The organism is Longimicrobium sp. (assembly GCA_036387335.1).
Taxonomy (GTDB): domain Bacteria; phylum Gemmatimonadota; class Gemmatimonadetes; order Longimicrobiales; family Longimicrobiaceae; genus Longimicrobium.
Map to the genome: position 1 here is coordinate 25,131 of DASVTZ010000177.1, position 22,847 is coordinate 47,977.

Sequence of the window (22,847 nt, forward strand, 5' to 3'; positions counted from 1 at the left end):
AGGCAGAGAGAACAGGTTACAGCGCTCGGGCGGGGGCTGGTTCCCGTCCCTCGTCTCACATCCAACGTGCCCCCGCAGTCGCCATGGACCGGTCCGCCGCCGACGCCCTTCGCTCGCACCCGCTCTTCCAATCGCTCAGCGACGAGGAGCTCGGGATGCTCGCCGCGCACGCGCAGTCCAAGAGCTGCCCGGCGGGCGCGTACGTCTTCCGCGAGAGCCAGCCGCGCCGCGCGTTCGGGGTGCTGGTGAAGGGGCGGGTGCAGATCGTGAAGGGCTTCAACGGGCGGCCGCAGGTGCTGCACCTCCTCACCGAGGGCGAGTCGTTCGGTGAGGGGAGCCTGCTGGACGACTACCCGCACTCCACCAGCGGCGTGGTGACCGAGGACGCCGAGTTCGTGGAGATCCCGCGCGACGCCGTGGCCCGCATCGCAGGCGAGCACCCGCAGCTGTACGGGAAGCTGGTGACCGCCGCGGCGCAGGTGATCTCGTCGCGTCTGCGGTACGCCAACACGCTCCTGAGCGGGCGCGGCAGCGGGTACCTTTCCGGCGAGCTGCGCACCGAGCACGACCTGCTGGGCGAGCGCCAGCTCTCCGTGGACCTGTACTACGGCGTGCAGACGCTGCGCGCCACCGAGAACTTTCCCATCACGGGGATACCGGTGTCGCAGTACCCTTACCTGATCCACGCGCTGGCGGCCATCAAGGAAGCAGCCGCGCTGGCCAACAGGGAGCTGGACCTCCTGCCGGAAGACGTGGCCGACGCCATCGTCCGCGCCTGCCGCGAGATCCGCGACGGCGGGCTGCACGCGCAGTTCGTGGTGGACGTGGTGCAGGGCGGGGCGGGGACTTCCACCAACATGAACGCCAACGAGGTCATCGCCAACCGCGCGCTGGAGCTGATGGGGCGGCGCAAGGGCGACTACGACGTAGTGCACCCCAACAACCACGTCAACCTCAGCCAGAGCACCAACGACGTGTATCCCACCGCGCTCAAGATCGCCGCGCACTGGGGGATCGACGACCTGGTGAGGGCGCTGGGCGAGCTGCGCGACGCCTTCTTCGCCAAGGGCGCCGAGTTCGCGGACGTCCTCAAGATGGGCCGCACGCAGCTCCAGGACGCCGTGCCCATGACGCTCGGCCAGGAGTTCAACGCCTTCGCCGTCACCATCGGCGAAGACATGGACAGGCTGCGCGAAGCCTCCGCGCTGATCCGCGAGACCAACATGGGCGCCACCGCCATCGGCACCGGCATCAACAGCGACCCGCGCTACGCCGCCCTCGTCTGCCAGCGCCTCTCCGAGATCACGCAGCTCGACCTCGAGACGGCGCCCGACCTGATCGAAGCGACCGCGGATACGGGCGCGTTCGTGCAGGTCTCGGGCGTGCTCAAGCGGGTGGCGGTGAAGCTGAGCAAGATCTGCAACGACCTGCGCCTCCTCTCGTCGGGACCGCGCACGGGGCTCAACGAGATCAACCTGCCGCCGATGCAGCCGGGCTCCTCCATCATGCCGGGGAAGGTGAACCCGGTGATCCCGGAAGTCGTGAACCAGGTCTGCTTCCAGGTGGTGGGGAACGACCTCACCATCACCATGGCGGCCGAGGCGGGGCAGCTGCAGCTCAACGTCTTCGAACCGGTGATCGGCTTCAACCTCTTCCAGAGCACCGACATGCTCACCCGCGCGGCCATCGTGCTGCGCGAGCGGTGCATCGTGGGCATCACCGCCAACCGCGAGCGCCTCCGCTGGATGGTGGAGAACTCCATCGGCCTGGTGACGGCGCTCGTCCCGTACATCGGCTACGAGCGCTCCACCGAAGTCGCCCTGGAAGCGCTCCAGACCGGCGCCGGCGTCTGGGACCTGATCTGCGCGAAGGGCTGGATCGCGCGCGAGGACCTCGACAAGATCCTCTCCCCCGAGCGCATGACCCGCCCACAGCCCATGCCGCACCCGGTGGAAAGCTGAGCGGCTCCGCTCCCGTGGACGCGCCTCTCGTACGCTTCGACTCGTTCGATCCGCTGCGGGGGGCGCGCTCGTTCCGCTTCGGCGGGTTCCAGCGCATCGTGCGGGCGGACCGCGTGGAGGACGTGCTCCGCGTGCTCGCCGAGGTTGAGGCGGCGACGGATGCGGGGCTGCACCCGGCGGGCTTCGTGGCGTACGAGGCCGCCCCCGCTTTCGATCCCGTGCTCACCACTCGCACCCCCGACCCGCGCCTCCCACTCGCCTGGTTCGCGCTCTTCTCCAGGCGCGACGAGGCCGATCCGGATGAGATACCGCACGGACGATTCGAGCTGGGCGGTTGGGAGGCCGCCACCCCGAAATCCGCGTACCTACAGCGCGTCGGCGAGATCCGCGAGCTGATCGCGGCGGGCGACACGTACCAGGTCAACTACACCCTGCGCCTGCGCGCGCCCTTTCGAGGCGACCCGCTGGCACTGTACGACCGCTTGGCGCGCGCGCAGCGCTCCGCCTTCTGCGCGTACCTGGAGGTGGACGGCAGCGCCATTATCTCCGCGTCACCCGAGCTCTTTTTCAGCTTCCGCGACGGCGGGCTGGTGATGCGGCCGATGAAGGGCACCCGCCCCCGCGGCCGCTTCCCGACGGAGGACGTGGCGCTGGCGGCGGAGCTGCTCGCATCGCCCAAGGAGCGGGCGGAGAACCTGATGATCGTGGATCTGCTGCGGAACGATGCGGGGCGGGTGGCGGAGCCCGGAAGCGTGCGCGTGGAGCGGATGTTCGAGGTCGAGCGCTACGAAACCGTCCACCAGCTCACCTCCACCATCCACGCCCGCCCGCGCGCCGGCGCGCGCCTGACCGACATCTTTCGCGCGCTCTTCCCCTGCGGCAGCGTGACGGGCGCGCCCAAAGTGCGGACGATGCAGATCATCGCGGACGTGGAGGACGAGCCGCGCGGCGTGTACTGTGGCGCCATCGGCTTCGCGTCGCCGGGGGAGGCGGTGTTCAGCGTCGCGATCCGGACGGTGGTGGTGGATCGCGATGCCGGGCGGGCGGAGCTGGGGGTGGGGAGCGGGATCACCTGGGACTCGGATGCGGCGGCGGAGCACCGTGAGTGCCTGGACAAGGCCGCCTTCACCCACCGCGCCCCCAACGACTTCCGCCTCCTGGAAACGCTCCTCTACGAACCCGGCGCGGGCTTCTTCCTGCTGGACGGGCACCTGCGGCGGCTGGCGGAATCGGCCGCCCACTTCGGCTTCCGCTTCGACCGCCGCGAGATCATCCGCGCGCTCCACAGCGGCCTGGACACGAGCGGACCGCAACGCGTGCGACTCCTCCTGGATCGCACCGGAGAAGCCGTCGTTGAGACATCCCCGCTCGACCGCACGCCATCGCCGGTGCGCGTCGGAATCGCGCCGGAGCCGGTGGACAGCCGCGACGCGCTCCTCTTCCACAAGACGACGAGTCGCGCCGCTTACGACACCCGCCGCGCCTCCCGCCCCGACTGCGACGACGTCCTCCTGGTGAACGAGCGTGGCGAGCTGACGGAATCCACCCTCGCCAACCTCGTTCTCCGCCTCGACGGCGCGCTCTGCACGCCGCCTCTCGCGAGCGGTCTCCTCCCCGGCGTCTTCCGCGCGCACCTCCTGCACCGCGGCGACATCCGCGAGCGCGTCCTCCGCCCCGCCGACCTGCACCGCGCCGGCGGCATCTACCTGATTAACTCCGTCCGCCGTTGGCGACGCGTGGAGTACGTTTAGGTACGACGCCGCGACAGCGGCGCGAATACAATGCGCCGCGTGCTGTTCGCGCCACCGGATTCACAGGTGAAGCGACACGGTGTCCGCCTTTGCACCCTGGTGGGCGCCGTGTAGTCACATCGGGTACTTGTTGGTGATGGTTGACTCGACACCTGCGGAGCAGTGATATTGAAGTACCTTATAAAGCACCGATAAAGGGGACATAGACATGTTTGAGACCCGAGGCTCTGCGGTATTCGCCACTATGGGCGACCTGAAGATGCGCGCGAAGCAGACGATTGAGAGAGCCCAGGACAAACCCGTTTACCTGCTCCGCGACGGCGAGCCCGTCGGCGGAATCGTCAGCCTCGAAATGCTTGAGTTGCTCCAGGATGTGCTGGAGGACCGATATCTCTCGGACGTGGCCGCGCAGCGCCTGCAACGGATTCGCGACGGCGGTGAAGACCTGTTGGACGAGGACGATTTCTGGATGAGGGCAGATCAGATCATGGGGCAGAGGAAGTAAGTGACGGCCGCGAAGAAGAATGACAGGGGGAGAGGCGGTCGTGGCGGCCCGAACATACCTCCTTCGGTGCCTGAACCATGGAAGCTACGCTTCTCAGCTCGCATCCTCACCGACGATTTGGGCGAGCTCGGGCACGCCGCGTACGAGAATGCGAGAAAGGCAATCCAGAAGAAGCTCCCGATAGATCCGCATCAGTACGGAGACGGGCTCCGCCCTCCGCTAGGTGGAATCCACAAGCTCAAATCGTCGCACGTCAGGGTCGCGTACCACATCGAGGAGGCCGAGCACGAGGTCTGGATTCTCATGATCGCGGATCGAAACGTGATTTGGGACAGGCACGAGGACGAAATCCTCGGACGATTGGGTGGGATGGTCGAGTCGCAGCGGCAGCGGCGCGCCGCACAATCCGAAACGGATCAGGGGCGGACGAAGGGCCGCTGACCGCCAAAGGGTGGTTGTTTACGTTGACTACCCAGGCTTAGCCCATTCCTTGCCGGTGCTCACTCGCGACCTCGTCTGAAAGCCCTGACCCAATAACCCATGCGTCGCTCGACCGTCCTCCTGCTCGTGGTCACCCTCGCCGCCGCGGCCTCCGCGTGCTCGCCGGCGTACCTGGTGCGCGCGAGCTGGGAGGAGGCCAGGATCCTGGCGCGGCGCAAGCCGATCGCGCGGATCGTAGCGGATCCGGCCACGGATGCGGAGACGCGGCGCAAGCTGGTGCTGGTGCAGGAGGCGCGGCTCTTCGCGCGCGACTCGCTGGGGCTGGAAGCAGGCGACAGCTACACGCTCTTCGCGCGCGTCCGCTCGGACACGCTGGCGATGGTGCTCTCGGCGGCGCGCCAGGACACCTTTCAGGCGCACACCTGGTGGTTTCCCATCGTGGGACGGGTGCCGTACAAGGGGTACTTCGACCCCGAGGACGCGGAGAAGGAGGCGCGGCGGCTGGAGAGGAAGGGATTCGACACGTACGTGCGGCCGACCTCGGCGTTCAGCACGCTGGGGTGGTTCAACGACCCGCTCCTCTCCACGCTTCTACGCTACGACGACGTGTCGCTGGGGAACACGGTGGTGCACGAGATCGTCCACAACACTTTTTTCGCGCCGGGGCAGGCGGCGTTCAACGAGAGCTTCGCCAACTTCGTGGGCGGGCGCGGCGCCGTGCACTTCTTCTGTGCGCGCGAGGGGGCGCAGGGGCCGCGATGCCGCGAAGCCGCCGCGTCGTGGGAAGACGACGTCATCTTCGGCGAGTTCCTGGAGGGGCTGGTCCGGGAGCTGGAGGCGCTCTACGCCCGGCCAGACCTCACGCGCGACGACAAGCTGCGCGAGCGCGAGCACGTCTTCGCGCGCGCACGCGAGCGCTTCACGGCGGAGGTGCAGCCGCGCTTCAAGGCCGGCTCGTTCTCCGGGTTCACACGCGGGCCGCTCAACAACGCCACGCTCATCTCGCGCCGCATCTACTACCAGCGGCTCGGCCTCTTCGACCGCGTCTACCGCTCGCGCGGCGGGGACCTGCGGCGGACGGTCGCGGACATCATCGCCGCCGCGCGAAGCAACCGCGCCGACCCGTACGCCGCCGTGGCCGCGCTGGCGCCCTGAGCCCCGTTGTGCGTTGCGGTGGGCGCCATTACCTTCCACTTCCCCGCAAACCTCTGTTCCCCCAAGCAGGCCTCTCCATGAGTACCTCAACTCCCGCCAGGGTGCGCATCTTCCAGGTCGCGCTGACCACGCTGTGCGCCGCGAGCATCGTGCAGTCGCTGATCGGCCTGGTGTGGCCGCAGGTGATCTCCGCGCACCGCGGGCTGATGAACGCGGCCCTCTCCGCATCCGCCGGAGTCAACCTGGGCAGCGCGAAGGTCCCCGCGGTGGAGCTGTACGTGGAGGGCGCGGTTTGCCTCGCCGCGGTGGGGCTCGCGCTGGCGCTGGTGTGGCGCGCGGGTGCACGGGCCGACTCGCGCGCGCTGGTGCTCGTGCTGGCGACAGCGTTCTTTCCCGCATACGTCGTGGCGAAGGCGGGGGTGCCGTATTCGGCGGTCGTCATCATCCAGAGCGCCATGCAGTGGGTGTACCTGGGCGCGTTCCTGCGCTTCGCCGCACTCTTTCCGCAGCCGCTCACGCTGGCGGACCTGGAGGCGTCGGACCGCGCGCGCGCCGAGCGCAAGGGGCGCGTCGCGAAGCCGGTGAGCCGCGGGCGCCGCATCCTCCTGAAGCCCGCCGCGGTGTGGGGTGGCACGGCGGTGGCGAGCGTCATCTCGGGGCTCGGCGTGGCGACCGGGCAGGCGGCGTTGCACGTGGTGCTGGTGCCGGTGATGCTCTGGTCGCTGTACCGCGGGGTGGGGCTGCTGCGGGCCAGCTACGCCGTGGCCGATCCCGTGGGCCAGCGCCGCATCCTGTGGGTGGTGCAGGGGCTCTACTCGATGGTGTGGCTGGGCGTGGTGATGATGGGGGCGATGGGGTACGGCATGGTGCACGGCGCGCGTGCCGCCACCGCCGGCATCCCGGCCAACGAGATCCCGATCCCGTACGGCGTGTTGATGGTCACCAACATCAGCCAGTCGCTTTCCGTGCTGGTGATGGTGGTGTGCCTCGCCTTCGCCATCTTCTTCCAGGGCGCGCTGGATCCGCGACTGGCCCTGAAGCGCACCACCGTCTACGGCATGATGGCGGTGAGCGGTGCGCTTCTCTTCGCCGTGGTGGAGAACGTCGCCTCGTCGTTCATCGCGGACGTGCTGCACCTCTCCGACGGTTTCGGGGCGGCGGTGGCGGGCGGCGTGGTGGCGCTGGGGTTCAACCCGGCGCGCGCCTGGCTCGACCGCCGGGTGGAGGGCCGCCTGGGCGGCGCGATCCCGGACGCCGATCATTCCGCCGCCGAGCTCCCGGCCGAGGTCGCGCCCGCGTAGCAATCGCCGCGGGGTTGTAAATCGCGGGCGTCGGGATAGATTTGCAGAAGGCTACAGGCCGCCGCCGCGAGGGAGCTCCCCCGCGGCGGCGGCCCGATTTTCAGGGGACCGACCATGAGCAGCGAACACATCACCGGCAGCTATCAGCCCGCCGAGGTCGAGCGGAAGTGGCAGGCGCGCTGGGACGAGCGGGGAACCAACACGTGGACGGAGGAGGAGCTCCGCACGGCCGCGCGCCCCTTCTACAACCTGATGATGTTCCCGTACCCGAGCGCCGAAGGGCTGCACGTGGGGAACATCTACGCCTTCACGGGCGCCGACATCTTCGGCCGCTTCAAGCGGCTGCAGGGGTACGACGTCTTCGAGCCGATCGGCTTCGACGCATTCGGCATCCACTCGGAGAACTTCGCGCTCAAGCAGGGGATCCACCCCGGCGAGCTGATCCCGCGCAACGTGGAGCGCTTCACGAAGCAGCTGCGCCGCGTGGGCTTCATGTACGACTGGAACCACACCGTCGACACCACGCGCCCCGAGTACTACCGCTGGACGCAGTGGATCTTTCTGCAGCTCTACAAGGCGGGGCTGGCGGAAAAGAAGGAAGCGGCGGTCAACTGGTGTCCCAACTGCAACACCGTGCTCGCCAACGAGCAGGTGGTGGGCGGCGAGTGCGAGCGCTGCGGCACGGCCGTGGAGATGCGCTTCCTGAGCCAGTGGTTCTTTCGCATCACGCAGTACGCGGGGAAGCTGCTGGACAACCTGAAGGGGCTCGACTGGTCCGACACGACGCGCAAGGCGCAGGAGAACTGGATCGGGCGCAGCGAGGGGGCGGAGATCCTCTTTCCCGTCGTGGGGCAGGACGCGGGCGAGCCGATGGCGGTCTCCGTCTTCACCACGCGGCCGGACACGCTCTTCGGCGCCACCTACATGGTGCTGGCCCCCGAGCACCCGCTGGTGGACCGCATCACGACGGACGGACAGCGCGCCGAAGTGGACGAGTACCGCCGCCAGGCGACCGCCACCGACCTGGTGTCGCGCAAGAAGTCGGACAAGACCAAGACCGGCGTGGACACCGGCGCCCGCGCGCTCAACCCGATCAACGGCGAGGAGATCCCCGTCTGGATCGCGGACTACGTGCTGATGGAGTACGGCACGGGCGCCATCATGGCCGTGCCGGGCCACGACGAGCGCGACTTCGAGTTCGCGCATAAGTTCGGCCTCACCATCCGCCGCGTCGTCGCCGGCGAGGGGGAGGACGGAGACACGCCGCTGGAGGCCGCGTACACGGGCGGTGGCCGCCTGGTGAACTCCGGCCGCTTCACGGGGCTGGAGGTGGAGACGGGGAAGATGGCGATCACCACGCACATCGCGCAGCAGGGGGCGGGGACGTCTCGCGTCAACTACCGGCTGCACGACTGGACGATCTCGCGCCAGCGCTACTGGGGGCCGCCCATCCCCATCCTGTACTGCGACGAGTGCGGCACCGTGCCCGTGCCCGAGGACCAGCTCCCGGTGCTGCTGCCGCCGATCGAGGACTTCAAGCCGGACGCGTCGGGCGTGTCGCCGCTGGCGCGCCACGAGGAATGGTACCTCACCGACTGCCCCTCGTGCGGCGGCCGCGCGCGGCGCGAAACCGACGTGTCGGACACGTTCCTGGACTCGTCGTGGTACTTCCTGCGCTACCCGTCCGCGGGGAACGAGGCGGTGGCGTTCGACGACGCGGTCACGAAGGCGTGGCTCCCGGTGCACAGCTACATCGGCGGCAACGAGCACGCGGTGCTGCACCTGCTGTACTCGCGCTTCATCACGATGGCGCTCAAGGACATGGGGCACGTTGGATTCGAGGAGCCGTTCACCCGCTTCCGCGCGCACGGCCACATCGTGCGCGAGGGCGCCAAGATGTCCAAGTCCAAGGGCAACGTGGTGGTGCCGGACGAGTACATCGCGGAGTGGGGCGCGGACACGTTCCGCACTTTCCTGATGTTCCTGGGCCCGTACCAGGAGGGCGGCGACTTCCGCGACGCGGCGCTGGTGGGGCCGTTCAACTTCCTCAACCGCCTGTGGGACAGCGTCCTGACGGCGGAGGATCGCGAGCTGGACCCGGCGGTCGAGCAGAAGCTGCACGCCACCATCAAAAAGGTGACGGACGACCTCGAGGTGCTCTCCTACAACACCGCCATCGCGGCGATGATGGAGTACCTCAACGCCGTCCGCGCCGGCGGCCGCACCCCCGAGCGTGCCGCGGTCGAGCCGCTGGTGCGCCTGGTGGCCCCCTTCGCCCCGCACCTGGCGGAGGAGCTGTGGGAGCGGACGGGCCACACGAGCTCGATCTGGGACGAAGCCGAGTGGCCGTCGTACGACGCCGACAAGACGATCGCGGACAGGGTGGAGTTCGTGGTGCAGGTGAACGGAAAGGTGCGCGCGCGCATGCCCATGCCGCGCGGCATCGCTGAAACGGACGCCCGCGCCGCCGCCCTCGCGGACGAGAACGTGCGCAAGTTCACGGAGGGCAAGGAGGTGCGAAAGGTGATCTTCGTGGCGGACCGGCTGGTGAACCTGGTGGTGTGAGGGGCGGGCCCCCTCCCCCGCTCGTTCCTCGCGACCCCTCCCCAAAACTGCCTGGGGGAGGGGTTGCTTGCGTACATGCCCATTCCCCATTCCCCATTCCCCTTCGTTGTGCCCGCCGTCCGCCGTATATATGTTCGAACAGGCTCCGCAAACCTCACCCGTGGGGCGGCCATGAGAAGCATCTTCCAGGCACCGCCGGTACACCTGATCCTGCGCGCGTACCCGCCCGCTCCGGCGCGGCTGGGGCTGTGGCGCAGGCCGTTCGCGTTCCGGGTGGTGGCGTCGGTGCTGTCGCTGGCGGTGTTCTGGGGGGTGGCGCCGGTGTCGTTCTGGGTGCCGCCGCACTACCCGTGGCCGGTCCTCTGCTTCGTGGCGGGGGCGTACCTGGCGATCTGGTTCTCGCGCCAGTACCGGGTGCGCTGGTTCGCGGGGTTCTGCCCCCGGTGCGGCAAGGAGCTGGAGCTGCAGCGCGGCGCCGCCATCAACCTGCCACACTCGCTCACCTGCTTCCACTGCCACTTCGAGCCGCAGCTCGAAGCCTTCACCGAGGCCGAGGAGGAGCGCCTGGCGGTGGACGAGCGCCTCCACCTGCGCCACGTGCGCTCCGAGTGCACGGGCAACTGGAGCGAGGTCGCGGTCTGGCGGCAGCACTACCTGGCCTGCACCACCTGCGGCGCCCGCCATCACGCCACCGGCGCCCTCCGCCGCGCCGCCGAAGAAGAGAACGCCACCGGCCGCCTGCTCGAGGACCTCGCTGACGAGGGCCGCTATCTCTGCTGATTTGTGCGATGGGTGTGCGCCAGGCGATCAGAGCGGCGGCGTTGTCCCGGTCCCCGGGCGCCTGAGCTGAGCCTGTCGCTGATGCCGGACGCGCATGGCCCACACGCGGTCGTCCACGATCAGGTAGAGGATGCGGTAGTTGGCGAAAAGGGCGTTGCGCACGTCCCGCCTCCACGCTCTGCGCTCCGGTGCCCACGGGTGGCGCTCGGCGGGCGTGCGGAGGCCGGCGAGGGTCTCTTCGAGCATGCCGTACCACGACTCCGTATAACCAGCAGTTATCTCGCCCTTCTCCTCACGATCGCGAAGGTGCGCGACGAGCTTCTCGACGTCGTCCTCCAGCCGAGGCGCCAGGAGTACGGTGAACCGCTTCAACGCGATGCCTTCCCGATGCCGAGCCGGTCACGAAGCGCGGGAAGCACTTCCTCCAGGGGCCGCCCCTCGCCTCGTCGCAACTCGCCGTACGCCTCTTCGAGAGCGTTCAGCGTCTCCAGCTCGTCCAGCCTCTCACGCAGCTCGCGGTTCTCTTCGCGGATGCGACTCGCCTCTTCAGCGTCTCGCTCGTACGCCCGCACATCCTGCAGGACGAGCTCGGCGGTTCCGTTGATCGTGAGCACTTCTGGGCGCCCCGTCCTGCGCAGCTGCTCGTGGTGCCGCTTGTGGTTGCGCACGAAGTCGGTGACGGGGTGAATATCCTCAGACTTGAACATTGGTCTCCACTGTATGAGTTACATATGATAATTATATGTCGTGCCACTCTCCGGCAAGACAAAGAGGCACAGAGATCAACTCATCTCTGTGCCTCTTTGTCTCTGTGTGGGCCCAGTCTTTAGAAGCTCGTCCGCATCCCAAGATTCCGCGCCAGGAACGCCCACCGATCTGCCGCCTCCTCGATCTGCATCTGCGTGGGCTTGCCGGCGCCGTGGCCGCCACGCGTCTCGATGCGGATGAGGACAGGCGCAGGGCCCGCCTGCGCGGCCTGCAGCGTGGCGGCGTACTTGAACGAGTGGCCGGGCACGACGCGGTCGTCGTGGTCGCCCGTCGTCACCAGCACGGCCGGGTAGCGCGTCCCCGGCTTGATGTTGTGCAGCGGCGAGTAGGCGTAGATGGACGGGAAGAGCTGCGCGTCGTCCGGCGAGCCGTAGTCCGAGGTCCAGGCCCAGCCGATGGTGAACTTGTGGAAGCGCAGCATGTCCATCACCCCCACCGCGGGGAGCGCGGCGCCGAACAGCTCGGGGCGCTGGTTGAGCACCGCGCCCACCAGCAGCCCGCCGTTCGAGCCGCCGGAGATGGCCAGCTTCGCGGGCGAGGTGTACCGCTGCGCGATGAGGTGCTCCGCCGCGCCGATGAAGTCATCGAAGACGTTCTGCTTCCGCTCCTTGGTCCCCGCGGCGTGCCACTCCTCGCCGTACTCGCTGCCGCCGCGGATGTTGGCGACCGCGTAGACGCCCCCCATCTCCAGCCACACCGCCACGCTCGCGGCGAACCCCGGCGTCACGGCCGAGTTGAAGCCGCCGTAGCCGTACAGCAGCGTGGGGTTGTTGCCGTCCAGCGCAATCCCCTTGCGGTGCGTCACGAACATGGGGACGCGCGTGCCGTCCTTGCTCCGGAAGAAGAGCTGCCGCGTCTCGTACTGGCTGGCGTCGAAGGCCACGCGCGGCGCCCACACGACGTTCGAGCGCCCGGTGCGCACGTCGTGGCGGTACACCGTGCTGGGGCTCAGGTACGACGCGAACGAGTAGAACAGCTCCGGGTCGTCCGGCTCGCCGGAGAGGCCGCCGACCGAGCCGAGCCCCGGAAGCTGGACGGTGCGCATCGGCGCGCCCGTCTTGTCGAAGATGCGCACCTGCGAGGCCACGTCGTGCATGTACTGCGCGACCAGCCGCCCGCCGGCCATCGTCACGCCGCTCATGGCGTCCGGCGCCTGCGGGACGACGGTGCGCCAGCGGTCGCGCGCGGGGTTGCGCAGGTCGATGGAGATCACTCGCCCGCGCGGCGCCTCCAGGTCCGTCTGGAAGAAGAAGATGGGTCCGTCGTTCCCCACGTAGCTGTAGTCCGCGTCGAAGTCGTCCAGCAGCTTCACCATCTCGCCGGTGAGGCGCGGGGTTGCGGCGGTGCCCAGATCCTTGATGTACACGCGGTTCCGGCGGTCCGTCCCCTGGGTGACGTTGACCACCAGGTAGCGCCCGTCCTCGGTCACGAAGCCGCCGAAGCCCCAGTCCGGCTGGTCCGTGCGCTCGTACACCAGCACGTCGGCGGACTGCGGCGTCCCCAGGCGGTGGTAGTACAGCTTCTGGTTGCGCACCGTGGCGGTGAGCGCGTTGCCGGTGGGCTGCGGGTAGCGGGAGTAGAAGAAGCCGCGCCCGTCGTGCGTCCAGCTGATCCCCGAGAACTTCACCCACTGGATGCGGTCGGAGAGGTCACGGGCCGTGGCCACGTCGCGCACCCGCAACTCCTGCCAGTCCGATCCGCCGGACGACACGCCGTACCCCAGCAGCTTCCCGTCCTCGCTCACCGATGTGGCGGAGACGGCCAGCGTGCCGTCCGTGGAGAGGCGGTTGGGGTCCAGCACCACGCGCGGCGTGGCGGCGAGCGACGGGGCGGTGTAGAGCACGGACTGGTTCTGCAGGCCGTTGTTCTTCCACCAGAAGTAGCGCCCCGCGCGCTTGAACGGCGTGCCGTTGCGCTCGTAGTTCCAGAGCTGCGTCAGCCGCTGCTCGATGCGCCGCCGCTGCGGGATCGACTCCAGGTACGAGCTCGTCAGCCGGTTCTGCGCGGCGATCCAGGCGCGCGTCTCGGGCGAGTCGGTGTCCTCCAGCCAGCGGAACGGGTCCGCCACGCTGGTGCCGTGATAGACGTCCACCTGCTCGCCGCGGCGCGTCTGCGGATACTCCAGGCCCTGCGCGTGCGCCGCCGCGGGTGCGAGGAGCATCGCCGCGAGCGCCCATCCGGCGCGGGACGGAACGATTGGGTTCATGGCTCCGATCGGGGTAGCTTGGGAAACGTGGAGCGGGATGGTGCCACGATACGAACGTTTTCCCGGGGCGGCAACCGGCGCGGGGCGCTAACCGGAGGCGGATTGTTGTCAAGGGCTTCCGTTTCCGGGAAATCGGAATATGTTTGTCCCTCCCCGGCGGGCCCGTCCCGCGGCGCCTGCGGGGCGGGGAAAACGGGGGTTGACGGTGGGGGAGGGGCAGGTTAGATTGGTGGCTCTGTGTCGCGGGGTGGAGCAGCCTGGTAGCTCGTCGGGCTCATAACCCGAAGGTCGCGGGTTCGAATCCCGCCCCCGCTATAGCCCCAAACCCCGCCGCCGAAGCCGGGCGGTTTTTTGTTCGGGGCCAGGTAGCTCAGTTGGTAGAGCATGCGACTGAAAATCGCAGTGTCGGGGGTTCGACTCCCTCCCTGGCCATCTGGGTCGAGAATGTGAAGTCTGTACGCCTGTAGCTCAATTGGTAGAGCACCGGTCTCCAAAACCGGCGGTTGGGGGTTCGATTCCCTCCGGGCGTGTGCGGACACCAAGCGATACGCCGCTATCGTCTAGGGGACTAGGACGGCGCCCTCTCACGGCGCAAACCGGGGTTCGAATCCCCGTAGCGGTATTGACGGACAAGCTCGGGACCCGGGCGTTGCTCGCGTAGCTCAGCCGGCAGAGCACTTCCTTGGTAAGGAAGAGGTCATGGGTTCGAGTCCCATCGCGAGCTTGTAGGGAATTGATCGGGATCGGCTCCCATCGTCTATCGGTTAGGACACGACCCTTTCAAGGTTGAGAGCGGGGTTCGACTCCCCGTGGGAGCGCTGGTACGCGGGAATAGCTCAGTTGGTAGAGCGCAACCTTGCCAAGGTTGAGGTCGCCGGTTCGAGCCCGGTTTCCCGCTCTGTTGAAGGACCGGAGAGGTGAGTTCTCCGCAAGCAGTACCCAAGGGGCCGTAGCTCAGTCGGTTAGAGTGCCGGACTGTCACTCCGGAGGTCGCGGGTTCGAGTCCCGTCGGCCCCGCTTGAAGATGAGCGAAAGTGCTTTTTGAAAATCCGGGTTGGTTCGCTCACCCCTCCGGGGGCGGGCACAGCGGGGCCGTAGCTCAGTTGGGAGAGCGCTTGAATGGCATTCAAGAGGTCAGGGGTTCGATTCCCCTCGGCTCCATGAAAGGCGAGTACATGGTGGGGTGGCCGAGTGGCTAATGGCAGCAGACTGTAAATCTGCCGGGCTTCGCCCTACGTAGGTTCGAATCCTACCCCCACCACTCAGGGCAGCATCGGGCGGTTAGCTCAGTTGGTTAGAGCGCCACGTTGACATCGTGGAGGTCACAAGTTCGAGTCTTGTACCGCCCACTGCGCAGGTGACAAACACGGGGCTGTAGCTCAGATGGGAGAGCGCTGCAATCGCACTGCAGAGGTCAGGGGTTCGATTCCCCTCAGCTCCATTGGTACGGGAGAGCGCCACCGTAGCTCAGTGGTAGAGCACTCGATTCGTAATCGAGCGGTCGTCGGTTCAATCCCGACCGGTGGCTCTTGTTCAAATCGCCGATCCGGCGTTAGCTTGTAGGCCGTCGCGGGAGTAGCTCAGTTGGTAGAGCATCAGCTTCCCAAGCTGAGGGTCGCGGGTTCGAGCCCCGTCTCCCGCTTGTGTGTGCAGCCCTCTGGTGTAATTGGCAACACGCCTGACTCTGACTCAGGAAAGTCCAGGTTCGATCCCTGGGGGGGCTACTTTCGGTTTCGGTTGCGGGTTTTGGAGAGGTGGGTGAGTGGCTAAAACCAACGGTTTGCTAAACCGTCCTGTCCAAAAGACAGACGCGGGTTCGAATCCCGCCCTCTCCGCTCCGCGTTTGGACCGGTGTCCGAGTGGCTTAAGGAGCACGATTGGAAATCGTGTGGGGTGAATAGCCCTCGTGGGTTCGAATCCCACCCGGTCCGCTCGGTGGTCGCAGGTGGTTGTTTCGGGACGTGGCTCAGCCCGGTAGAGCACTCGCTTCGGGAGCGAGGGGTCGCCGGTTCAAATCCGGCCGTCCCGACTGTGTGCAGGATCAGGAGGCGTAGTCTAATTGGTAAGGCACCGCACTCGAAATGCGGCGGGCGCAAGCCTTTGGGGGTTCGAGTCCCTCCGCCTCCGTGCTGTGGTAGCAACAAAAAACGGCCCTGGTTCGCTTCGGCGAGCCAGGGCCGTTTTCGATGGTACCTATCGCCTTGGGCCAAGCAAGCTATTTGAGCCCTTCGCCAAAGTACACCCGCTTCGCCCCAGTCTCTCGCCTGGGGCGGGCCTTTCCGTTGCCTGGAGAGCAGGCGCACACCTGCATGCTGCTGTGGTCTAAGGCCGAAACACTTCAGACTTCCCGAGTTGTGGCTGCAGCGCGGAAGTCAATGACGCCATCGCGTCTACTAACGCCGACTGAATCGCGGCCCACTGCTCCTCGGGTGCTGTCAAACCGCGGTCGGTTACTGTGTAGCGGATCTCGGATCGGCGGTTGTCGTCGAGACGCTCCCACTCAAGAGGCGCGCCGAAGGATGCTTCGATCGCAGACCTATTTCTATGCAGTGCATCGAAGGCTTCTTTGTTTTTGTCCTTGTCATTCGTGCCGATCATGAGCTCGACAGCGGTTGCGTCGGTCCAAACGACGTAATTCCAACTGTATCCCGTAATTCCGACAGCTCCACCTAGCCAATGCGCAGTAGTGGGCGATCGGTTGGCATGGAAGGGCAAGCCCTTTCTCCTCGCTCTGTCGAGCAACTGCTTCCAGAATCGAAGCCGGCGATCATCGCGTGTCTCAGCCTGCTTTTTATCGGATCGTCGGCTCGGATCGAGATCGGCTATCTGATCGATGATGACACGCCCAAGTTGACGTGTGTTCAGCGGATTCCCGTTTCGATTGAGCAGTCCGATCTGTAGCTGCAACGCGATTTCCCGCAGCACTGGTTTCGTCGGGGTCACGTGATGCCCATCCTTCTCGACTTCGATACTCCCGCTCTCCAACGCCCGGATGGCGTACGGCCCAAACTCGACCACCGTAGCGAGTGAGTCTCCGTGTTTCCGAGTGGGTTGTTGCTCAACTAGGTCGGGCGCGGTCCGTACGGCCTCTACCTTAGGCGCGCGCAACGCTTCCTCAATGACTCCACTCAGCCTGGAGAACAGCTCTTCGCGCCGGGCGGAGCGGAGCGCGACCAAGGGCTTGGAAGGACTGTTCACCGCCTGAAAGTCACAGAGCCCCTCAGTCTGCTCGAAACGGCAAGGTTTGATGATTACTGGTAGGATCAGGGTTCCCCGTTTCTCCGCCGCCCTAAGAAGCGGTGGCAACTCGTCCATCGTAATGAAATCAGACGCAAGGAAATCGGCGGTGACCAGCAGCACCGCCACTCTCGCGTGCTCTAATGCATTTCGGATCTCCTCTCGCCAACGGGTGCCGGGTTTGATCCTTGTGTCGTCCCACAAGGTGATTGCACCCTGCCGTTCCAGTGGTTTCAGGTGTACCCGCAGTCGCTGCAGCCACGTTGTGTCTGCGTGGCTGTACGAAACAAATACCAGGTTCTGACCGGCGGAGCTAACGGCAGAGGTAGCGGGTCGTGGGCTCATCTTAGTAGCTGGCTCAGTAAACGGATGCAGCTAAACCTCAGCCGTCCCGACGGGTAGAACAAGGATCATTATGTACCCCAGTAACCGTTCTAATCCTCGGTGTCAACATCGGGACGACGACTTGGACTTCGTGGTATCTGCAGAATCCAATACGAATCCTACTAACAATCCAATACAAATCCTACTAAGCTTGAATAGTACTTCTCTGAACTCCTTACGAGGGGCCCTGGGGCGTTTTCGCCTGCGGGGCCTTTTTCGCGCCCGCACGTGCGTGCCGGTACCAGCCCCCCCGCTTGCGCTCGGACTGAAACGTGCATGGGCGGCGGGCTTCGTTTGCGGTACGGACCCCGGCGGGCTCGCCCGCACCTCGTCAACGACCTCGACGGAACGGCTAGCGAAATGGACCAGCAGCAGAGCAAGACGCGGGGCGTCGCGGACATCGTCTTCCTGATCGACGTGTCGGGGAGCATGGCCCCGGCGATCGACGCGCTTAAGGCGAACATCGGGACGTTCGTGGAGTCGCTGAGCAAGGGGGAGGGGAACAACGTGTCGCCCGTGCGCGACTGGCGCGCCAAGGCGGTGGGCTACCGCGACTTCGACCACGACGCGGAGCCGTTCATCGACAACCCCTTCGTCACCGACGTGGAGGCGCTCCGGTCGCAGCTCGCCGGGCTGACGGCGGAGGGCGGCGAGGACGAGCCGGAGTCGCTCCTGGACGCGCTCTTCAAGGTCGCGAACATGGGGCAGACGGAGAAGGGCGCGCAGAGCCTGGACGCGACCAGGTGGCGCTACCGCAGCGACGCGGCGCGTGTAGTCGTCGTGTTCACCGACGCCTCGTTTAAGCCCGCGATGACCATCCCCGAGGCCAAGGGCGGCGGCGTGCAGGACGTGACCAACGCCGTCATCAACAACCGCATCATCCTGAGCCTCTTCGCCCCCGACATGCCCGGCTACGACGAGCTGAGCCAGATCGACAAGTCGGAGTGGGAGGCGATCTCGTACCCCGGGATGAACCCGCAGGAGGCGCTGGTGAAGTTCACCACCGACCAGGCGAACTTCAAGAACACGCTGCGCCAGCTCGCGGCCAGCGTGTCGAAGTCGGCGGAGACGGTAGCGCTTTGAACGGATAGTGCTGAGTGCTAAGTGCTAAGTGCTGGGTTGAAGGCACTTAGGACTTAGCACTTAGGACTCAGCACTCACGCACCTCTCCTGCATTCCGCGATGGCCAAGAAGCTAAAAGTCGGCGACGAGATCAACGGGTACCGGATCACCGACGTGTTCGGGCCGGGGGCGATGGCCATCTCGTATGGGGCGGTGAACGGCGCGGGGCAGCGCGTCTTCTTCAAGCAGTACAAGTCGCCGGCGGTGACGGTGGACTGGTACCGCGACTACGTGCGATACCAGAAGGAGCTCAACCGCCGCATCGCCGAGAGCCCGGCGCGGAACTACTGCGTGCGCGCCATCGACGCGTTCGAGGCGGTGTGGGGCGGGCGCAACTACTTCCAGGTCTTCGAGTTCGTGGAGAACGGCGCGGACCTGGGCGGGATCTTTGAGCGCGAGGCGGCGGAGAACGGCGGCCGCCTGCTCACGGTGCCGTTCAGCTCGCGCCTGTGGGAGCAGCACCTGATCTGGGCCAAGGTGCTGATGTCCGGCATCGATACGCTCCACAAGGCGAAGGTGGCGCACGCGGACCTGAAGCCGGACAACGCGTTCCTGATCGAGGACCCCTCCATCGCGGCCGGCTTCCAGCTCAAGCTGATCGACGTGGACTTCTCGATCCTCACGGACCAGACGGCGCCCTGGCACGGGAAGCAGGGGTACGTGGGGACCGACAACTACCGGTCGCCCGAGCACTTCACCGCGGGCGCCACGCCGGGTGCCGCGTCGGACGTCTTCACCTGCGGGCTGATCCTCTACCAACTGCTGACCGGCCGCCATCCCTACTGGTCGGACGACCAGGCGGAGTACGCGAAGATGGCCCTGGCGCACGCCGCCGAGCGGCCCATCCTGGGCGGCGCGGTGCCGGCTCCCGCCAGCGCCGAGGCCATCGCGGAGGTCATGCACCGCTGCCTCGCCCCGCGCGCCGCGGACCGCCCCACCGCCACCGAAGTCCGCGACGTGCTCACCGGGCGCGCGGGCGGCATCGCGGTGAAGGCGGCGCCCGCGCCCGCGCCCGCTGCCGCGCCCACGCCCGCGCCCGCGCCGGCCGCGCCTGCACCGCCGCCGGCCGCACCGCGCGCGCCGCAGCCGGCGCCCGCTCCGCCAGCGCCCGCCGCGTCGGGAGGGGACGGCGCGCCGATCCGCTCGGAGCGCATCCAGCTCGTGGGCGAGTCCGGGGAGGTGCTGACGATGGGGACGCGGACGCCGCTGGGGAAGCACATCGTCCGCCAGTTCGGAGCCGACTTCAACGTGTGGGATGCGGAGCAGTGCGCCGTGGAGCGCGGGGCCGACGGGGTCTGGCAGGTCGTGCCGGTTCCGGGTACGACCAACGAGACGCTGCTGAACGGCCAGACGCTGACCGGTGCGCACCCCCTACGCGAGGGCGACGTGATCGCGGTGGGGCGTGCGGCCAAGGGGATCGCGAAGCTGCCGCTCACCGTGCGAGCGGGCTGAGGGAACGGAGAGAACGCGGCGGAGCTTCGCCGCTGGAGGAGGGCGCGATGATCGCCATCGAGCCGACCCAGTCGTGACCGCATGTGGAGGACGACCGTGACGGAGAGCAAGAACACGCCCGAAGAGGGAACCGCATCCACCACTCCGCTGGAGGAGGCACCGCTCGCGACCCCGACGCCTGAGGAGGGGACCGCGTCCATGGGAGCTGCTCCATCGACCGGCGACACCGCGGCGGCGACTCCTGCGCCCGTAACCGAAACACCGGCCGTGGATGCCGATGCCACGTTGATCTCGCCGCCGCCCGCCGACGCGACGCTCGAATCGCCCGCGGCTACGTCCACCGAGGGAGGCGCAGTCGTGGAAGCGCCGCCCGCGGAATCCGGCACGGAAGCACCGGCCTCGGAGGCGCCGACCACCGAGACTGCGACGGAAGCACCGGCTGCGGAGGCACCGCCCGTCGAAGCGCCGGCCGCGGAGCTGCCGACTACCGAGACTCCGGCGGAAGTGCCGGCCGCCGAGGCGCTCACGCCGCCCAGCGCTCCCGCCACGGACGCTTCGGCCGGGGCACCCGCCGCGGTGCCCCCGACGCTCCCGGCCGATCCGCCGGGGGGCGCGCTCCGTTCCGAGCGCATCAACCTCGTCTCGTCGGCCGGCCAGGCGATGACGGTGGGGGTGCGGACGCCACTGGGGAAGCACGTCGTGCGGCGCTTCGGCGAGGAGTCGAACGTGTGGGATACGGAGCAGTGCGTGCTGGAGCGCGGGCCGGATGGCGCCTGGCAGATCGTTCCGGGTGAGGGCACCACCAACGAGACGCTGCTGAACGGCGAGGCGATCACCTCGCCCCGGCCGCTCCACGACGGCGACGTGATCGCGGTGGGCCGGGTGGAGAAGGGGATCGTGAAGCTGCCGCTCACCGCGCGGCAGGGCTGAGACGGCGTATGGCGTGGAAGTGCCCCCAGTGCGGCTTCGTCCACGAGGACGACGCTACCCTGAGCTGCGAGGCGTGCGGCTTCACCCGTGCCGGGAAGCTCGTGCTCGTGTCCGAGGAGACCACGAAGCAGCTCAGCGTGGGGGTGGACACCGCCATCGGCAAGCGGCTGCTGGAGAGCTTCGCGGGCGGCGACCACGTGTACGCGGCGGACCCGCAGTTCCTGGTGGCGCGCGACCTGGTGCGGGGCGGGTGGAGCATCTCCCCCGCACCCGCCACCAAGAACCCGACCTTTCTCAACGGCGCGGCGCTCGGCGACGCGCCGGCGCCGCTGGTGAAGGGCGCCATCATCTCCATTGGCCCGACCCGGCTGCGGCTGCGCGTCGAGAGCGAACCGTGATCCAGCCCGACGATCTCCCCACCGATGGCGCGCCGGAAGCCGGCGAGAACGCGCCGCTCGTGCCCGAAGCCGCGCCTGCCGCCGAGCCGCCGCCGGAAGACACGCCCGCTCCGGCCGTGGAACCGGCGCCTGCGCCTGAACCGGCCGCTGCCCCGGCCGTCAGCGGATCCGCGGGCCTGGTGAACGTGCTGGAAGTGCGGGAGCTGGACTGGGATGCCATCCGCGCCGCCGTCAGCACCCCGTTCGAGCAGGAGCGGGCGGAGCGGATCATCGGGCGGATGGAGGAGCGGCTGGCGGGGGGCGGGCCTCTGGGGCTCGCCTTCGAGGAGTACGCGGCGGGACCGGACGACCGCGCGGTGCTGATCGGCGAGGACTGGCCGGTAGGCGAGGTGTGGTTCGTGGGCGATCTGCACGGCGACCTGCTGGCGCTGGAGTCCGCGCTCCAGCACATCGACCGGAGCGGCGGCGGGGCGGATGCGCGCATCGTCTTCCTGGGCGACCTGTTCGACGACGGGGTGCACTCGGCCGAGGTCGTGCTGCGCATCTTCGAGCTGCTGCTGGACGGGCCCATGCGCGTGACCGTGGTGACGGGCAACCACGACGACGCGGTGCAGTGGGAGGACGGGCGCTTTCAATCGACCGTCCTGCCATCCGACTTCACGGACTGGCTGAACCAGGCCACCGCGGACGGCCACCCCTGGGCGGAGCGGCTGGGGCGGACAATCGTGCACTTCTTTCGCCGCACGCCGCGCGCGCTCTTCTTTCCAGACGGGCTGTTGGTGGCGCACGGCGGGATTCCGCACACGGACCTGCACCCCGTGCTGGCCGAGTGCCGGGACTGGAACGACCCGCGCGTGCTGCAGGACTTCGTCTGGCTGCGCGCCCATCCGCGCGCCCGCAAGCGCATCCCCAACCGCACCACGCGGGGGAGCGAGTTCGGGCGCGAGGACTTCGCGGCCTTCTGCGATCTGGCCACGCGGCTGGGGCGCCCGGTGAGCCGCATGCTGCGCGGCCACGACCACGTGGAGGAGCGCTTCGCCGTCTTCCCCGCCTGGGCGGAGCACCCCGCGCTCACCATCAACACCCTGTCGCACCGGCTTCCGCGCGAGGTGTTCGGGCCGTACGAGCGGGTGCCGGTCGTGGCGCGCTGGGTGCGCGGCGAGCTTCCGGAGGTGCGGCGGCTGTTCATCCCGCCCGAGCTGATCCGCGAGATCTACCCCGAGCCCGGCGGCGCGACGGAGGGCGGATGAGCCGCGTCGTCGCGCGCTGCCCCAACTGCGGCGTGGAGAACGACGACGCCCGGGGCGGCCCGTGCGAGGTGTGCGGCACCGAGCTGCGCTTCTGGTGCCGCCTGCACGGGGCGGAGACGGGGTGGCTCGACTCCCCTGACTGCCCCCGCTGCGCCGCGGAGGAGCAGGCGCGCCGCTCGCGCCCGGCGCCGCCGCCCGCGCCCGCTCGGCGGCCCGCCCCCTCTCGCTGGCGCCGCCGCGCTCCCGTCGAGCGCCCGCACGTTCCGCCCCCCGAGCCCGCCCGCGACCCGCGCGAAGTGCTGCGCGAGAGCGCCGAGGACCTGCGCCCGTACATGGAGGCCGGGGCGGACGTGGCGAATCGGCTAGTCCGCGCGACGTTCGCCGTGATCCGCAGCGTCATCCTGTTCGGAGTGCTGGGCGCGATCGTGGGCGGAGTGTTCGCCTACAACCAGCGCGGCGACCTGGTGTGGCCGGTGATCTCCGGGGCCCTCATCGGTGGCGCGGTTGGCCTCTTCTTCGGCGGCATCGGCGCGCTCCGCATCCTATTCGCGGGCACCTCTCGCCGCGTTCGGTAAAAAAACAGGGCTCACGCGGAGACGCGGAGACGCAGAGGAGAGGGGCAAGAGTTCCCTCCCGCGTCT

General features: G+C 68.0%; 18 protein-coding genes and 19 tRNA genes. 33 read left to right on the forward strand and 4 right to left on the reverse strand.

Annotated features, from left to right (window positions below):
- The first annotated feature begins 83 nt into the window (after nucleotides 1-83).
- From aspA to VF647_17210, 8 genes are all read left to right on the forward strand, one after another.
- Nucleotides 84-1,961 carry an aspartate ammonia-lyase gene (gene aspA, locus VF647_17175; protein HEX8453838.1) on the forward strand — a complete coding sequence of 626 codons (1,878 nt, stop codon included), beginning with the start codon at nucleotides 84-86 and terminating at the stop codon, nucleotides 1,959-1,961.
- 14 nt (nucleotides 1,962-1,975) lie between these two features.
- Nucleotides 1,976-3,712: an aminodeoxychorismate synthase component I gene (pabB, locus tag VF647_17180; protein ID HEX8453839.1), complete on the forward strand. Its 1,737-nt coding sequence runs from the start codon at nucleotides 1,976-1,978 to the stop codon at nucleotides 3,710-3,712.
- A gap of 244 nt (nucleotides 3,713-3,956) precedes the next feature.
- A complete protein-coding gene (locus tag VF647_17185; GenBank protein HEX8453840.1) occupies nucleotides 3,957-4,217 on the forward strand; it encodes a hypothetical protein in 261 nt (86 codons plus the stop codon).
- Entirely contained in the window at nucleotides 4,218-4,658 is a 441-nt protein-coding gene (locus VF647_17190) for a hypothetical protein (GenBank protein HEX8453841.1), read from the forward strand.
- A 99-nt stretch (nucleotides 4,659-4,757) separates the two neighbouring features.
- Complete coding sequence (locus VF647_17195) at nucleotides 4,758-5,813, forward strand: aminopeptidase (GenBank protein ID HEX8453842.1); 1,056 nt, start codon at nucleotides 4,758-4,760, stop codon at nucleotides 5,811-5,813.
- Between the two features lie 77 nt (nucleotides 5,814-5,890).
- A complete protein-coding gene (locus tag VF647_17200) occupies nucleotides 5,891-7,114 on the forward strand; it encodes a hypothetical protein (protein ID HEX8453843.1) in 1,224 nt (407 codons plus the stop codon).
- A gap of 114 nt (nucleotides 7,115-7,228) precedes the next feature.
- Nucleotides 7,229-9,679, forward strand: coding sequence for a leucine--tRNA ligase (gene leuS / locus VF647_17205; protein HEX8453844.1), 2,451 nt, complete (start codon nucleotides 7,229-7,231; stop codon nucleotides 9,677-9,679).
- 171 nt (nucleotides 9,680-9,850) lie between these two features.
- Nucleotides 9,851-10,459 carry a hypothetical protein gene (locus VF647_17210; protein HEX8453845.1) on the forward strand — a complete coding sequence of 203 codons (609 nt, stop codon included), beginning with the start codon at nucleotides 9,851-9,853 and terminating at the stop codon, nucleotides 10,457-10,459.
- 27 nt (nucleotides 10,460-10,486) lie between these two features.
- Here VF647_17210 and VF647_17215 read toward each other — a convergent pair whose 3' ends face one another.
- The 3 genes from VF647_17215 to VF647_17225 form a co-directional block, all read right to left on the reverse strand.
- The gene (locus VF647_17215; protein ID HEX8453846.1) at nucleotides 10,487-10,831 is read right to left on the reverse strand and encodes a type II toxin-antitoxin system RelE/ParE family toxin; all 345 of its coding nucleotides are present in this window, start codon (nucleotides 10,829-10,831) and stop codon (nucleotides 10,487-10,489) included.
- Nucleotides 10,828-11,166 (reverse strand): hypothetical protein, encoded by a 339-nt coding sequence (locus VF647_17220; protein ID HEX8453847.1) that lies wholly within the window; start codon nucleotides 11,164-11,166, stop codon nucleotides 10,828-10,830. Before VF647_17220 ends, VF647_17215 begins: the two co-directional genes overlap by 4 nt.
- 119 nt (nucleotides 11,167-11,285) lie before the next feature.
- Nucleotides 11,286-13,433, reverse strand: a complete 2,148-nt coding sequence (locus tag VF647_17225; GenBank protein HEX8453848.1) for a prolyl oligopeptidase family serine peptidase — start codon at nucleotides 13,431-13,433, stop codon at nucleotides 11,286-11,288.
- 241 nt (nucleotides 13,434-13,674) lie between these two features.
- Here VF647_17225 and VF647_17230 point away from each other — a divergent pair.
- From VF647_17230 to VF647_17320, 19 genes are all read left to right on the forward strand, one after another.
- Nucleotides 13,675-13,748, forward strand: a tRNA-Met gene (locus VF647_17230).
- A gap of 44 nt (nucleotides 13,749-13,792) precedes the next feature.
- A tRNA-Phe gene (locus tag VF647_17235) sits at nucleotides 13,793-13,865 on the forward strand.
- A gap of 25 nt (nucleotides 13,866-13,890) precedes the next feature.
- A tRNA-Trp gene (locus VF647_17240) sits at nucleotides 13,891-13,963 on the forward strand.
- 19 nt (nucleotides 13,964-13,982) lie between these two features.
- Nucleotides 13,983-14,055, forward strand: a tRNA-Glu gene (locus tag VF647_17245).
- Nucleotides 14,056-14,084: 29 nt separating this feature from the next.
- Nucleotides 14,085-14,157: transfer RNA gene (locus tag VF647_17250), tRNA-Thr, on the forward strand.
- Nucleotides 14,158-14,179: 22 nt separating this feature from the next.
- Nucleotides 14,180-14,251, forward strand: a tRNA-Glu gene (locus tag VF647_17255).
- Between the two features lie 7 nt (nucleotides 14,252-14,258).
- Nucleotides 14,259-14,331 (forward strand) — tRNA-Gly (locus VF647_17260).
- 45 nt (nucleotides 14,332-14,376) lie between these two features.
- Nucleotides 14,377-14,450 (forward strand) — tRNA-Asp (locus VF647_17265).
- Nucleotides 14,451-14,521: 71 nt separating this feature from the next.
- Nucleotides 14,522-14,594: transfer RNA gene (locus tag VF647_17270), tRNA-Ala, on the forward strand.
- 16 nt (nucleotides 14,595-14,610) lie between these two features.
- A tRNA-Tyr gene (locus tag VF647_17275) sits at nucleotides 14,611-14,694 on the forward strand.
- A gap of 14 nt (nucleotides 14,695-14,708) precedes the next feature.
- A tRNA-Val gene (locus VF647_17280) sits at nucleotides 14,709-14,782 on the forward strand.
- 19 nt (nucleotides 14,783-14,801) lie between these two features.
- Nucleotides 14,802-14,874, forward strand: a tRNA-Ala gene (locus VF647_17285).
- A 15-nt stretch (nucleotides 14,875-14,889) separates the two neighbouring features.
- Nucleotides 14,890-14,961 (forward strand) — tRNA-Thr (locus VF647_17290).
- Between the two features lie 41 nt (nucleotides 14,962-15,002).
- Nucleotides 15,003-15,075: transfer RNA gene (locus tag VF647_17295), tRNA-Gly, on the forward strand.
- Nucleotides 15,076-15,084: 9 nt separating this feature from the next.
- Nucleotides 15,085-15,157: transfer RNA gene (locus VF647_17300), tRNA-Gln, on the forward strand.
- Nucleotides 15,158-15,181: 24 nt separating this feature from the next.
- Nucleotides 15,182-15,268 (forward strand) — tRNA-Ser (locus VF647_17305).
- A 10-nt stretch (nucleotides 15,269-15,278) separates the two neighbouring features.
- Nucleotides 15,279-15,364: transfer RNA gene (locus VF647_17310), tRNA-Ser, on the forward strand.
- A 24-nt stretch (nucleotides 15,365-15,388) separates the two neighbouring features.
- Nucleotides 15,389-15,462, forward strand: a tRNA-Pro gene (locus VF647_17315).
- A gap of 15 nt (nucleotides 15,463-15,477) precedes the next feature.
- Nucleotides 15,478-15,560, forward strand: a tRNA-Ser gene (locus VF647_17320).
- 195 nt (nucleotides 15,561-15,755) lie between these two features.
- On the opposite strand, the gene VF647_17325 is transcribed toward VF647_17320, so the two are convergent.
- On the reverse strand, nucleotides 15,756-17,015 hold the full coding sequence (locus tag VF647_17325) for a DUF4268 domain-containing protein (GenBank protein ID HEX8453849.1): 1,260 nt from the start codon (nucleotides 17,013-17,015) through the stop codon (nucleotides 15,756-15,758).
- Nucleotides 17,016-17,414: 399 nt separating this feature from the next.
- Between VF647_17325 and VF647_17330 the strand changes: the two genes are divergently transcribed.
- The 6 genes from VF647_17330 (at nucleotide 17,415) to VF647_17355 (ending at nucleotide 22,781) form a co-directional block, all read left to right on the forward strand.
- Nucleotides 17,415-18,137 carry a vWA domain-containing protein gene (locus VF647_17330; protein ID HEX8453850.1) on the forward strand — a complete coding sequence of 241 codons (723 nt, stop codon included), beginning with the start codon at nucleotides 17,415-17,417 and terminating at the stop codon, nucleotides 18,135-18,137.
- 99 nt (nucleotides 18,138-18,236) lie between these two features.
- Complete coding sequence (locus tag VF647_17335) at nucleotides 18,237-19,628, forward strand: protein kinase (protein HEX8453851.1); 1,392 nt, start codon at nucleotides 18,237-18,239, stop codon at nucleotides 19,626-19,628.
- Between the two features lie 96 nt (nucleotides 19,629-19,724).
- Nucleotides 19,725-20,558 carry an FHA domain-containing protein gene (locus VF647_17340; protein ID HEX8453852.1) on the forward strand — a complete coding sequence of 278 codons (834 nt, stop codon included), beginning with the start codon at nucleotides 19,725-19,727 and terminating at the stop codon, nucleotides 20,556-20,558.
- 8 nt (nucleotides 20,559-20,566) lie between these two features.
- The gene (locus VF647_17345) at nucleotides 20,567-20,956 is read left to right on the forward strand and encodes a hypothetical protein (GenBank protein HEX8453853.1); all 390 of its coding nucleotides are present in this window, start codon (nucleotides 20,567-20,569) and stop codon (nucleotides 20,954-20,956) included.
- On the forward strand, nucleotides 20,953-22,206 hold the full coding sequence (locus VF647_17350; GenBank protein ID HEX8453854.1) for a metallophosphoesterase: 1,254 nt from the start codon (nucleotides 20,953-20,955) through the stop codon (nucleotides 22,204-22,206). The genes VF647_17345 and VF647_17350 overlap by 4 nt, the downstream gene beginning before the upstream one ends.
- Nucleotides 22,203-22,781, forward strand: a complete 579-nt coding sequence (locus VF647_17355; protein HEX8453855.1) for a hypothetical protein — start codon at nucleotides 22,203-22,205, stop codon at nucleotides 22,779-22,781. Before VF647_17350 ends, VF647_17355 begins: the two co-directional genes overlap by 4 nt.
- The last annotated feature ends 66 nt before the right edge of the window (nucleotides 22,782-22,847 follow it).